General features: G+C 64.3%; 11 protein-coding genes and 1 pseudogene. 10 read left to right on the plus strand and 2 right to left on the minus strand.

Annotation, left to right across the window (positions count from 1 at the left end):
- The 9 genes and pseudogenes from atpA to VVR41_RS07275 all read left to right on the plus strand — a co-directional run bounded on the left by atpA (position 1) and on the right by VVR41_RS07275 (position 7,463).
- Positions 1-1,668: a F0F1 ATP synthase subunit alpha gene (atpA, locus tag VVR41_RS07235; protein WP_368524187.1), complete on the plus strand. Its 1,668-nt coding sequence runs from the start codon at positions 1-3 to the stop codon at positions 1,666-1,668.
- Positions 1,669-1,715: 47 nt separating this feature from the next.
- Positions 1,716-2,690, plus strand: coding sequence for a F0F1 ATP synthase subunit gamma (locus tag VVR41_RS07240; protein ID WP_368524188.1), 975 nt, complete (start codon positions 1,716-1,718; stop codon positions 2,688-2,690).
- A gap of 3 nt (positions 2,691-2,693) precedes the next feature.
- Positions 2,694-4,214 (plus strand): F0F1 ATP synthase subunit beta, encoded by a 1,521-nt coding sequence (gene atpD, locus VVR41_RS07245; RefSeq protein WP_368524189.1) that lies wholly within the window; start codon positions 2,694-2,696, stop codon positions 4,212-4,214.
- A gap of 10 nt (positions 4,215-4,224) precedes the next feature.
- The gene (locus VVR41_RS07250) at positions 4,225-4,596 is read left to right on the plus strand and encodes a F0F1 ATP synthase subunit epsilon (protein WP_368524190.1); all 372 of its coding nucleotides are present in this window, start codon (positions 4,225-4,227) and stop codon (positions 4,594-4,596) included.
- A 144-nt stretch (positions 4,597-4,740) separates the two neighbouring features.
- Positions 4,741-5,238 carry a DUF2550 domain-containing protein gene (locus tag VVR41_RS07255; RefSeq protein ID WP_321103002.1) on the plus strand — a complete coding sequence of 166 codons (498 nt, stop codon included), beginning with the start codon at positions 4,741-4,743 and terminating at the stop codon, positions 5,236-5,238.
- 30 nt (positions 5,239-5,268) lie between these two features.
- A complete protein-coding gene (nucS, locus tag VVR41_RS07260) occupies positions 5,269-5,961 on the plus strand; it encodes an endonuclease NucS (protein WP_321103000.1) in 693 nt (230 codons plus the stop codon).
- 24 nt (positions 5,962-5,985) lie between these two features.
- Positions 5,986-6,273 (plus strand): annotated as a pseudogene (locus VVR41_RS07265) (hypothetical protein).
- Positions 6,274-6,283: 10 nt separating this feature from the next.
- Complete coding sequence (locus VVR41_RS07270) at positions 6,284-6,601, plus strand: thiamine-binding protein (protein ID WP_321102996.1); 318 nt, start codon at positions 6,284-6,286, stop codon at positions 6,599-6,601.
- On the plus strand, positions 6,594-7,463 hold the full coding sequence (locus tag VVR41_RS07275) for a tetratricopeptide repeat protein (RefSeq protein WP_368524191.1): 870 nt from the start codon (positions 6,594-6,596) through the stop codon (positions 7,461-7,463). Before VVR41_RS07270 ends, VVR41_RS07275 begins: the two co-directional genes overlap by 8 nt.
- 7 nt (positions 7,464-7,470) lie before the next feature.
- Here the strand turns inward: VVR41_RS07275 and glgB are convergent, their stop codons facing one another.
- Both glgB and VVR41_RS07285 read right to left on the minus strand, forming a co-directional pair.
- Positions 7,471-9,666 carry a 1,4-alpha-glucan branching protein GlgB gene (gene glgB, locus VVR41_RS07280; protein ID WP_368524192.1) on the minus strand — a complete coding sequence of 732 codons (2,196 nt, stop codon included), beginning with the start codon at positions 9,664-9,666 and terminating at the stop codon, positions 7,471-7,473.
- Positions 9,667-9,739: 73 nt separating this feature from the next.
- Positions 9,740-11,770 (minus strand): maltotransferase domain-containing protein, encoded by a 2,031-nt coding sequence (locus VVR41_RS07285; RefSeq protein WP_368524193.1) that lies wholly within the window; start codon positions 11,768-11,770, stop codon positions 9,740-9,742.
- 175 nt (positions 11,771-11,945) lie between these two features.
- Between VVR41_RS07285 and VVR41_RS07290 the strand changes: the two genes are divergently transcribed.
- Complete coding sequence (locus VVR41_RS07290) at positions 11,946-12,854, plus strand: ABC transporter ATP-binding protein (RefSeq protein ID WP_409338291.1); 909 nt, start codon at positions 11,946-11,948, stop codon at positions 12,852-12,854.
- Positions 12,855-12,980 lie beyond the last annotated feature (126 nt).

The following is a 12,980-nucleotide window of genomic DNA, read 5'->3' on the forward strand; positions in this document are numbered from 1 at the left end:
ATGCTGGAACAAACTACCGAGAGCAGGAAGAACATGGCGGAGCTGACGATCTCCTCCGATGAGATCCGTAGCGCGATAGCGAACTACACCTCGAGCTACTCTGCGGAGGCCTCCCGTGAGGAGGTCGGCGTGGTGATTTCGGCTGCCGACGGCATCGCCCAGGTTTCTGGGCTGCCGGGCTGCATGACGAATGAGCTGCTCGAGTTCCCCAACGGTGTCATCGGTGTCGCACAGAACCTTGATACCGACACCATCGGTGTCGTTGTCCTGGGCAACTTCGAGACCCTCACCGAGGGCGACAAAGTCAAGAGGACCGGAGAGGTCCTGTCCATCCCGGTCGGGGAGCAATTCCTTGGCCGCGTTATTAACCCCTTGGGCCAGCCGATTGACGGCCTGGGCCCGATCGAGTCCACCGAGGAGCGCGCACTTGAGCTCCAGGCCGCAGGTGTCCTCGACCGTCAGCCGGTCGAGGAGCCGATGGCCACCGGCATCAAGGCTATCGACGCCATGACGCCGATCGGGCGTGGTCAGCGCCAGCTGATCATCGGTGACCGCAAGACCGGCAAGACCGCGGTCTGCATTGACACGATCCTGAACCAGAAGTCCTACTGGGAGACGGGTGACCCGTCCCAGCAAGTTCGATGCATCTACGTTGCCGTGGGCCAGAAGGGTTCCACCATCGCAGGTGTCCGTGCGACCCTCGAGGAGCACGGCGCTCTGGAGTACACCACCATCGTGGCGGCTCCCGCGTCTGACTCCGCCGGCTTCAAGTGGCTCGCACCGTTCTCCGGTGCTGCCCTTGGCCAGCACTGGATGTACCAGGGCAAGCACGTCCTGGTCATCTTTGACGACCTGACCAAGCAGGCTGAGGCCTACCGTGCGATCTCCCTGCTGCTGCGCCGCCCGCCGGGCCGCGAGGCATACCCGGGTGACGTGTTCTACCTGCACTCCCGTTTGCTGGAGCGCGCCGCGAAGCTTAACGACGAGCTCGGTGCCGGTTCGCTGACCGCCCTGCCGATCATTGAGACCAAGGCGAACGACGTCGGAGCCTTCATTCCGACCAACGTCATCTCGATTACCGACGGCCAGGTCTTCCTGCAGTCCGACCTCTTCAACCAGGGTGTGCGCCCGGCTATCGACGTCGGTATCTCCGTCTCCCGTGTCGGTGGTGCCGCGCAGACCAAGGGCATGAAGAAGGTTGCCGGTAACCTGCGTCTCGACCTCGCGGCGTACCGCGACCTCGAGTCATTCGCTGCCTTCGCCTCCGACCTGGATGCCGCGTCGAAGCGACAGCTCGAGCGTGGCCAGCGACTGGTCGAGCTACTGAAGCAGCCGGAGAACTCCCCGCAGCCGGTCGAGCAGCAGATCATCTCGATCTGGCTCGCCAACGAGGGCGCCTTCGACGTCGTTCCCGTCGAGGACGTTCGCCGTTACGAGTCCGAGCTGCACGAGCACCTCCGCGCCAATGCTTCTGAGGTCTACGACCAGATCGCTGGTGGCAAGGCCCTCGACGAGCAGTCCCAGGAGACGCTTAAGCGCGTCAACGACGAGTTCGCGCGCACCTTCCAGTCCTCGGACGGCGAGCGTATCGTTCGCGAGCCTGAGGCTGATGTCCTGGACGCCAATGAGGTTTCCAAGAACCAGCTCAACGTCAACCGCACCAAGTAGTTACCGACTTGGACAAGCAATACGAAAGGAAAGGAGGGGAGTAGACCATGGCAACACTTCGCGAATTGCGTGACCGTATCCGGTCCGTCAACTCGACTAAGAAGATCACCAAGGCCCAGGAGCTGATCGCGACTTCGCAGATCACCAAGGCTCAGCAGCGCGTCGAGGCGGCCAAGCCGTACGCCGACGAGATGCAAAAAGTCATGGAACGCCTCGCTGCCGCGAGCTCCCTCGACCACCCCATGCTCCGCGAGCGTGAGAACGGTCGAGTCGCGGCAATCCTCGTGGTCACCTCTGACCGCGGTATGGCTGGCGGTTACAACCACAACGTTCTCAAGAAGGCTGCGGAGCTCGAGCGCATGCTGAAAGAGTCGGGTTACGACGTTGTTCGCTACGTCACTGGTGGCAAGGGCGTCACCCACTACAAGTTCCGTGACATGGATGTCGCTGGATCGTGGACCGGGTGGAGCCAGAAACCGTCGTGGAAGGGGACGCACGATGTGCGCCACCACCTTATCGACGGCTTCCTCGCCGGTTCCGAGGGCACAGTCAAAGCCCGCGATGGCGTCGACTCCACGAGCGAGAATGGTGTCCGCGGTTTCGACCAGGTTCACGTGGTCTACACCGAGTTCGTCTCCATGCTCTCCCAGGAGGCTCGCGTCCACCAGCTGCTGCCGATCGAGCCGGTTCTCTCCGAGTTCGAGTACGAGCAGGAGGACATGCTGTCGACGAGTGGTACCACCCAGCCGGACATGGAGTTCGAGCCGGATCCGGACACGCTGATGGAGCATCTGCTTCCGGCATACGTGTCCAGGACGCTGTACTCGATCTTCTTGGAGTCCTCGGCAAGCGAGTCCGCCTCGCGCCGTACCGCCATGAAGAACGCGACGGATAACGCGACAGACCTGGCTAACAACCTGTCGCGTGAGGCCAACCAAGCCCGTCAGGCAAAAATCACCCAGGAAATCACCGAGATTATCGGCGGCGCTGGCGCGCTGTCCGGTAGCGGAGAAAGTGACTAAATCATGACAACTGCTCACTCTTACGAGGGGCGCATCGACGAGCCGGCGGGCGGCGCTGAGACCACCGAGGCTCAGGCCACGTCCGCCGGTGCCGTGAACACTCAGAACCCTGCCGGTTCCGAGAACGGCCGTGTCGTGCGCGTCATCGGTGCAGTCGTCGACGTGGAATTCCCGCGCGGCGAGCTGCCCGAGCTGTACAACGCTGTTCACGTCGACATTGAGTTCGGCGAACTGTCCAAGACCATCACGCTCGAGGTCGCCCAGTTCCTGGGTGACAACCTCGTGCGCACCATCGCCATGGCGCCGACCGACGGTCTCGTGCGTGGCGCTCAGGTCCGCGACTCCGGTAACCCGATCTCTGTTCCGGTCGGCGACCAGGTCAAGGGCCACGTCTTCAACGCTCTCGGCGAGTGCCTCGACGACCCGTCGGTAGGCGTTGACGGCGAGCGCTGGGGCATCCACCGCGAGCCGCCGGCCTTCAAGGACCTCGAGGGTAAGACTGAGATCCTTGAGACCGGTATCAAGGTCATTGACCTTCTGACCCCGTACGTCAAGGGCGGCAAGATCGGCCTGTTCGGCGGCGCGGGCGTGGGCAAGACGGTTCTCATCCAGGAGATGATTACCCGTATCGCCCGCGAGTTCTCCGGTACCTCCGTGTTCGCCGGCGTCGGCGAGCGCACCCGTGAGGGCACCGACCTCTTCCTCGAGATGGAGGACATGGGCGTTCTTCCCGACACAGCCCTTGTCTTCGGCCAGATGGACGAGCCGCCCGGGGTCCGTATGCGTGTGGCCCTGTCCGGCCTGACCATGGCGGAGTACTTCCGTGATGAGCAGAACCAAGACGTGCTGCTCTTCATCGACAACATCTTCCGCTTCACCCAGGCAGGTTCCGAGGTTTCGACCCTTCTGGGCCGTATGCCCTCTGCCGTGGGCTACCAGCCCACCCTGGCTGACGAGATGGGTGTTCTCCAGGAGCGCATCACCTCGACCAAGGGCCGTTCGATTACGTCTCTGCAGGCCGTCTACGTGCCGGCGGACGACTACACCGACCCGGCTCCGGCGACGACCTTCGCCCACCTCGATGCAACCACGGAGCTTTCCCGCTCCATCGCATCGAAGGGTATCTACCCTGCAGTGGACCCGCTGACCTCGACCTCTCGTATTCTCGAGCCGGGCATCGTCGGCGAGCGACACTACAGCGTCGCCCAGAAGGTGATCGGTATCCTGCAGAAGAACAAGGAGTTGCAGGACATCATCGCCATCCTCGGTATGGACGAGCTGTCCGAAGAGGACAAGATCACCGTCATGCGCGCACGTAAGATCCAGCGCTTCCTCGGCCAGAACTTCTTCGTTGCGAAGAAGTTCACCGGCGACGAGGGTTCCTACGTGCCGCTCGAGGAGACCATCGACGCATTCGACAAGCTCTGCGAGGGCGAGTTCGACGCCTACCCGGAGCAGGCATTCTCCAACCTTGGCGGTCTCGAGGACGTCGAGGCACAGTACAAGAAGCTGCAGGAGAAGTAGGAGGCCCGTCATGGCAGAAATCACCGTGCAACTGGTCTCGGTCGACCGCATGCTCTGGTCCGGCCAGGCAAGTATCCTCACGGCTCAGACCACTGAGGGTGAGATCGGCATTCTGCCCGGCCACGAGCCGCTCCTTGGCAAGCTCAAGGACAACGGCGTTGTCACCATCCGCCCTGTCGACGGTGAGCGCATTGTCGCCGCCGTGCAGGGAGGTTTCCTCTCCGTCACTGGAGACAAGGTGACCATTCTGGCGGACTACGCCATCTTCGCCGACGAGGTCGACTCCGCTTCGGCGGAATCTGAGCTCGACAACGAGGATGACCGCCTGAAGTCCCGCGCGCAGGCTGAGCTTGCCGCGGTGCGCCGCAGCTCTGGCCGCTAGGAAAGCAGCCTGCTGGTTGCAAGGACCCCCGCCCCTTCACTGGGGCGGGGGTCCTTGTCATAGTGCGCGACTCGATGGAGTTGCTCCTATCCACGTCAGCGGTAAAATTGTTGAGAACAATCGACTATCGGGCAGGAGTGATCGATGCAGTATGTGATGTACTTCCTTCTCCTCATCGTCGTTCTCGCCGTGTTGGCGGCGGCGTGGCGCTTCACCAGGTTCCGCAACGCTGGGGCGACGGGCCTTTTCCGATTGTTGCCTGCACAGGGGGTGCACGGCTGGCGGCATGGGGTGCTGCGTTACAAGGGGGAGGAGCTGTTGTTTTACAAGCTTCGGTCCCTATCGCTGACGAACGACCTCATCCTGAACCGTCGAGACATCACCATTGACGGCTTCCGTGAGCTCACTGCACAGGAGCACGACTTCATCCCAGGAGTAAGCCAGGTCCTGCAGCTGACCAGCCCCCGCGGCAGCTTCGAGTTCGCTGGCCAACGCCACGCTCAGATGGCGCTGATTTCGTGGGTGGAGGCGGCACCGGACCGCCGCCAGGAGCGCCGTGACCTGACGTTTTGGGCCCACCAGGAGCACCAGGCGCATCATCGTGGCAACAATCCGCGCTCCCATAAGTCGGGCGGACGCTAGGAGCTTTGCGCAGACGGTAGTCTGTTCAGCATGCGTTTGCTCGTTGCCCAGTGCTCTGTCGATTACGTCGGGCGCCTTGATGCCCACCTCCCGAGTGCGAAACGTCTCATCCTGGTCAAGGCTGACGGTTCCGTCTCGGTCCACGCGGACGACCGCGCGTACAAGCCGCTGAACTGGATGACGCCCCCGTGCACGGTGACCGAGGAAACGGTCGAAGATCTCGACGGGGAGGACACCGGGGATCGGCTCTGGATCGTGGAGAACACGAAGGGCGAGCAGCTGCGGATCACCATCCAGGAGGTTGTGCACGACACCGAAGTCGAGCTCGGTGTCGATCCGGGCTTGGTCAAAGATGGGGTGGAGGCGCACCTGCAGGAGCTGCTCGCCGAGCACATTTCCACTCTCGGCGAGGGGTACACGCTTGTTCGACGCGAGTATCCGACTGCGATTGGTCCTGTCGACATCCTCGCCCGCGACGCCAACGGGAAAACGGTCGCGGTGGAGGTCAAGCGCCGCGGCGGAATTGACGGCGTGGAGCAGCTAACGCGCTACGTTGAGCTGCTCAACCGAGACGAGCTCCTCGCGCCAGTCACGGGCGTCTTCGCGGCTCAGGAGATCAAGCCTCAGGCACGCACTTTGGCTGCCGACCGTGGCTTTCGCTGCCTTGTGCTCGACTACGACGAGTTGCGCGGGATTGAGTCCAACGAGCTGCGACTGTTCTAGGTCACACTGGAGAAAGAGTCACTCATGCCTAGGCGCAACAGACGCAGCAACGTCACCCCGTCGCGCGGGCTGCCTCGCGACGGTTCCACTTTTCTTGGAACCCGCGAGGTCGAGGGGCCGTCGTGGACACATGGCGAGACATATCTGATGCGCGTCATCGGGTCGGCCGCGGCGGTGAAGTTCTACGTCTGCCCAGGGTGCAACCAGAACATCCCGCCCGGAGTTACCCACGTTGTGGCCTGACCCCGCGACACCGGCCGGGGAGGAGACGACCGGAGGCATTGGCACCGGCATTGCTGGGATCGTCGCTAAGCTTGGTGCCATGATTGTTGCATTTTCTGTTGCCCCTGCCGTGGCTGACAATCCGGAGGCTGAGCTGTCGGGCGCGGTCGCCGAGGCTGTCCGCGTTGTTCGGGAGTCTGGACTGCCGAACGAGACCAACGCGATGTTTACCCTCATCGAGGGCGAATGGGACGAGGTCATGGACGTGATCAAGCGTGCCACCCAAGCCGTGGAAGCGGTGTCGCCGCGCGTTTCTCTTGTGATCAAGGCGGATATCCGCCGTGGCTACACGGACATGCTGCACCAAAAGGTGGAGTCGTTGAACAAGCACTTCGAGGCAGAGGAGAACAATGGCTAATTTCGGATCTGGTGCGTTTGACCTTTCGGCCCTGAACCAGACGGAGCCTGCCAACGGCACAGGCGGCGGGGAGTTCCAGGCGTTTATTACCGCGACCCAGGACAATCTCGAGGCCGAGGTGTTGCGCATGTCTGCGAAGATCCCGGTTATTCTCCTGGTCGGGTCGTCGGCGTCGGGGGAATCCGAGCAGCTCAAGGCGACATTTACTGAGCTTTCCGCGGGCCAGCGCAGCTTCCGCGTGGCGTACGTCGACGTGGACAAGCACCCCATGCTGCCGCAGATGCTCGGCGTGCAGCAGGTACCGACCACACTGGCGCTGGCAGCGGGACGTCCGGTGGCCAGCTTCCCTGGCGTGCAGCCGCGCGAGCAGCTCGCACAGTGGGTGTCGGCGCTTGTTTCCCAGGTCGGCCCGCAGCTCGAGGGGCTTGGCGGCGCGGAAGGCGCAGACGAATCCGAAGCGCAGGATCCGCGCCTGGAGCAGGCCAGTGAGCTGCTCAACGCCGGGGATTTTGACGGGGCAACGGCGGTTTACGACGAGATCCTGGCGCAGGATCCCTCCAACGCCGAGGTAAAGCAGGCCAAGGCCACCGTCGCGGTGCTCAAGCGCCTCGACCCGCAGAACCGCACCACCGACCCGCTGGCAGAGGCAGACGCGGCCCCGGCGGACGTGGACAAGCAGCTCGACGCCGCCGACGCCGAGGTCGTTGCCGGGGCACCGGAGCGCGCATTCGACCGACTGTTGGCACTGGTGAAAGCCGAGCCGCGCGCGAAGGAACGGTTGCTCGAACTGTTCACTCTGTTCGAGCCCGCAGATCCCCGTGTGATCGAGGCCCGCACGAAGCTGGCCTCGGCGCTGTTCTAACGACGCATTAGCTCACCAGGCGGTAGTACTGGGTACTCATCGCGGGCAGGTGGAGCGAGACGGACTGCTCGAAGTTGTCCCACTGCGTCGGCTCCGTGTGCACCATACGGGGCAGGTCGTTGCCGGCGCCGCCGTAGACGGCGTCGTCGGTGTTGACAACCATCTCCCAGTTACCGGCCTCGGGAAGCCCGAGGCGGTAGTCCAGGTGCGAGGCTCCGGAGAGGTTGACCACGGCGAGCACGGGTACGCCGTCGGCGCCCCAGCGGATGTACGCCAGGACGTTGCGGTTGGCATCGTCGCTCTTGATCCACTGGAACCCGAGCGGGGTGTTGTCCTGAGAGAACAGCGCCGGGGTGTCGCGGTAGACACGGTTGAGGTCGCGCACGAGGCGCTGGATGTCGCGGTGGTAGCCGTGCCCCCAGGAATCGGAGACGTTATCCCAGTTGATGGAGTGCGCCTCGTCCCATTCGGTTGTCTGGCCCCACTCGCAGCCCATAAACATCAGCTGCTTGCCGGGGTGGGAGAACATGTAGCCGTAAAGTGCGCGCAGGCCAGCGGCCTTGTTCCAGTCGTCGCCAGGCATGCGGTCCCAGAGTGAGCCCTTGCCGTGGACGACCTCGTCGTGGGAGAACGGCAGCACGTACTTCTCCGAAAACGCGTAGACCAGCGAGAAGGTGATCTCGTTGTGGTGGTAGGAGCGGTGGATCGGGTCGAGGGAGAAGTATTCCAGGGTGTCGTTCATCCAGCCCATGTTCCACTTCAGGCTGAAGCCGAGCCCGCCGGAAGACGTTTGCGCGGTCACACCGGGCCACGCGGTGGACTCTTCCGCGATAGTGACCACGCCAGGGTGGGTGCGGTGGACCGTCGCGTTCATCTCTTGGAGGAACTGCACCGCATCCCAGTTCTCGCGCCCGCCGTGCTGGTTGGGCAGCCACTCGCCGGGCTGTCGGGAGTAGTCGAGGTAGAGCATAGAGGCCACCGCGTCGACGCGCAGGCCGTCGAGGTGGAACTCCTCGCACCAGTACAGCGCATTGGCCACGAGGAAGTTGCGGACCTCGTTGCGGCCGAAGTCGAAAACGTAGGTGCCCCATTCCTTCTGCTCGCCGCGGCGCCAGTCCGGGTGTTCGTAGAGGGCGGTGCCGTCGAAGCGGGCGAGCGCCCAGTCGTCTTTGGGGAAGTGAGCGGGGACCCAGTCGACGATGACGCCGATCCCGTTCGCGTGGAGGGTGTCCACGAGCTCGCGGAACTCGTCCGGGGTGCCCCAGCGCGCGCTCGGGGCGTAGTAGCCGCTGACCTGGTAGCCCCAGGAGCCGCCGAAGGGGTGCTCGGCGACGGGGAGGAACTCGACGTGGGTAAAGCCGTGGTCCACGAGGTGGGGCACGAGCTCCTCAGTCAGGGTGCGATACGTCGCCCCCTGCTTCCAGGATCCGATGTGGCACTCGTAGACACTCATGGGGGCGTTCGTGGCGTCGACGCCTTGGCGCTGACGCATCCAGTCGTCGTCGCTCCACGCGAAGCTCGACGGCTCGGCGACGACCGAGACCGTCTCCGGGGGAGTCAGCGTCCGCTTCGCCATGGGGTCGGCCTTGTCGATGCGCGTCCCGTCTGCCGTGTGAACGGCAAACTTGTAGGAGGTGCCGGGTTCAATACCCGGGATGAAGATCTCCCACACCCCAGACGAACCGAGTGTGCGCATCGGGTACTGGTTGGGGTTCCAACCGCAGAAGTCGCCGATGACAGCCACGCCCTGCGCGTTGGGAGCCCACACGGCAAAGGACGTGCCGCGAACCTCACCGAGAGTGGTGGAATAGGAGCGAACGTTTGCGCCGAGGACATCCCAGAGGCGCTCGTGGCGGCCCTCGCTGATCAGGTGGAGATCCAGCGATCCCAGGGTGGGCAGGAAGTGGTACGGGTCTGCGATGATGGCCGTTGTTCCGCCTGGGTAGGTCACGTGGAGGCGGTAGTCGGGGGCTCGGTCGTCGTCAAGCTCGGCGACCCAGATGTCGTCGCCCGTAGCGGTCATCGGCACGTGAGTGTTGTGGATGAGCAGCTCCACTCGCTCAGCGCCGAGGATCCGCGTGCGCACCACGGAGCCGTCGCCGGTGGCGTGCCAGCCGTAGAAGTCGTGGGGCGCGTGGTGCTTGCAGGCGAGCAGGCGAGCAAGGTCTTGCTCGGGAATGAGGAGCTTCGGGTCGATGCCCATGGACTTGTCCTTAGGGATGTGTCGGGTCGTTGCGGGGAGGGTTTCGTCTGTCTGACGCTACCGGATATCGTGGTTACGGCCGGTAGTCATGGTCGGAAATCTGGCGGAACGCGAGCGCTTCGCGACGCTGCGGGTTGACGTCCGGAAGCCGGAAGATGTGAGCGACGTTGTTGTCGGGGGCGAGGCGCACATAGTTTCCGGCGCCTGCGACCCAGGTGTAGCGCCCACCGGTGACAAGGTCGTGGACTACGAACGACTCACCCGGGTTGAGGCCGATGGCCTCGGCATCGACGTAGACGGTTGCCTCCTGTGCAGATGCGGGGTCGAGGTTGACCACGACGAGCACCGCGTTGCCGGTGATCGCGTCGACCTTGGAGTAGGCGAGGATCTGGTCGTTGGGCGCCTCGTGGAAGCGGATCTGGCGCAGCTGCTGCAGGGCCGGGTTGTCGCGGCGGATGGAGTTGAGCAGCGTCAGGTACGGCTCGAGAGACTCTCCGCGTTCGAGCGCGCCCGTGAAGTCGCGCGGGCGCAGCTCGTACTTCTCCGAGTCGAGGTATTCCTCGCTGCCCTCGTGCACGGGCTCGAACTCGTAGAGTTCGTAGCCGGAGTACACGCCCCACAGCGGGCTCAGCGTCGCCGCCAGGGTGGCGCGGATAGCAAAGACCGCGGGGCCGCCTGTCTGCAGGCTGGCGTGAAGGATGTCGGGGGTGTTGACGAAGAGGTTGGGGCGGGAGACATCGGCGACGTCGACAAGCGAGCGCGCGAAGTCGGTGAGCTCGGCCTTGGTCGTCTTCCACGTGAAGTGGGTGTACGACTGGGAGAACCCGGCCTTGGACAGCCCGTACATGCGCGGCGCGCGGGTGAACGCCTCGGCAAGGAAGATGACCTCGGGGTGAGTCTCGTGCACGGTGGAGATGAGCCAGTGCCAGAAGTTCACCGGCTTGGTGTGGGGATTGTCCACGCGGAAGGTGGTGATGCCCAGATCCACCCAGTACATGAGCACGCGGTAGATCTCCTCGTACAGGGTCTCCGGCGCGTTGTCGAAGTTGATGGGGTAGATGTCCTGGTACTTCTTCGGCGGGTTTTCGGCGTAGGCAATGGTGCCATCGGCAAGCACGGTGAAGAACTCCGGGTGTTCCTTAGCCCACGGGTGGTCGGGCGCGGCCTGGAGGGCGAAGTCCAGGGCTATTTCCAGGCCGAGGTCAGCGGCGTGTTCGAGCATTGCCACGAACTCGTCTTCGCCACCGAGCTCGGGGTGGAACGCGTCGTGGCCGCCGTCGGCGGAGCCCACGGCCCACGGCGAGCCGACGTCGCCATCTTCCGGGGTCAACGAGTTGTTGCGGCCCTTGCGGTTCTCGGTTCCGATCGGGTGGATCGGGGGGAAGTAGACGGTGTCAAAGCCCATTGCAGCGACGCGGTCGAGTGCTTGTGCGGTCGTGGCCCACGTACCGTGGACGGGGCGGCCCGCTGCGTCGCGGCCGCCGGTGGAGCGGGGGAACAGCTCGTACCAGGAATTGACCAGGGCCTCGCGGCGCTCCACGAGGATGTCGCAGACCGGACCGCGGGTGACCAGCTCGCGCAGCGGGTAAGCGTCGAGCACCTCGAGCGCGTCCTCGCTCAACCCCGGGGCGAGGCGATCGGGCAGTGGCGCCGACTCGTCGGCGAGAGCGCGCGCGGCGCGGAGCAGAATCCCGTTTTCCTCTGCCGGGGTCTGCGCGGCGGCGGCCTCGAACAGCTCGACGCCGTGGGCGAGGTCGTTGGCAAGCTCCGCGGGGGTCTGCCCGGCGTTGAACTTCTTCGTCACAGCGTTGCGCCACGTGGCCATGACGTTGCTCCAGGCATCGATGCGGAAGCGCCACAGGCCCTCGGTGTCCGGCACAATGACGGCGTGGACGTAGTCCGGGCGGTAGACCTCCTGCTGCATGTGCACCGAATCCTGCTCACCGTCCGGGCGGGTCACAACTAAGGTGGCGGCCACGGCGTCGTGGCCTTCGCGCCACACCAGGGCAGAGATCGGAATTACCTCGCCGACCACAGCTTTCGACGGCAGGGTGCGCCCGGAGACCTGCGGGCGGACGTCGTCAATGCCAAAGCGTCCAATCATCGGGGGAGACTTCCTTACTCGGGTTGATGTTCTCGGCGTGTGTATGCGTGGTGCAACCTGAGGCATCGTTGCCCAGGCATTCGCCACCCACGATTCGCCTCCCAGAATAGCCACGCGCCGCCTGGCGCGCCGGGGCGCGGACAAGGTCCACCAGGCGGGCGGAATTTAGGCCAAAATGGGGGGCGTGACTTCCGACGCCCACACCCCCAGCACCCAGACTTCCCAACCCGCGGCCTCCGCCTCCACGGAGTCGCTCGAGCCGAACCCGGACCTCATGGTCGACTTCCATGGGGTGGACTTCGTCCGGGGTGGCGCGACGCTCGTGGGGCCGATTGACTGGCAGGTCGAACTTGACGAGCGCTGGGTCATCATCGGGCCCAACGGCGCAGGCAAGACGACCTTGATCCGCATGGCGGCGGCGCTGGAGTTTCCCACCCACGGCACCGCGTTTGTTCTGGGGGAGCGGATTGGGCGCACGGACATGCGTGACCTGCGGGCGTCGATAGGCCTGACGTCCTCAGCCGTGGCCCAGCGGGTGCCCTCCGACGAGAAGGTCAAGGACCTGGTGGTCTCTGCGGGCTACGCCATCGTCGGTAGGTGGCGCGAAGAGTACGACGAGATGGATTATGAACAGGCCCTCGAGGTGCTCGAGCAGGTCGGTGCGATGCACCTGATTGACCGCACGTGGGGCACGCTTTCCGACGGCGAGAAGAAGCGCGTGCTCATCGCGCGCGCTGTGATGACGAACCCTGAGTTGCTCATCCTGGACGAACCTGCCGCGGGGATGGACCTCGGCGGGCGCGAGGACCTCGTGGCTTTCCTCGGCGAGCTCGCGCTCGATCCGGACGCCCCCGCGACTGTGATGATCACCCACCACGTCGAAGAGATTCCCTATGGCTTCACGCACGCCATGCTTCTCGACGAAGGGCAGGTCGTCGCCCAGGGCCTCATCGACGACGTCCTCACCTCAGAGAATGTTTCGCGCGCCTACCACCAGCCCATCGAGGTCACCCAGGTCGACGGGCGCTACTCAGCGCGGCGGGTGCGCCGCGGCGGCACCCACCGCGCGCAATCGGGCGACTAATCTAGGAAACCAACCGAATCAACCAACAACGCCGGCTAGCGACAGCGAATCGTGCAACCCGTGGGGAGGTGAGAGTCTGTGGCTCAGGCGCACCACGACGGACGGGACCTCAAGGACACAAAGGAC

Source organism: Corynebacterium sp. LK2510 (assembly GCF_040946405.1).
Classification (GTDB): Bacteria; Actinomycetota; Actinomycetes; order Mycobacteriales; family Mycobacteriaceae; genus Corynebacterium.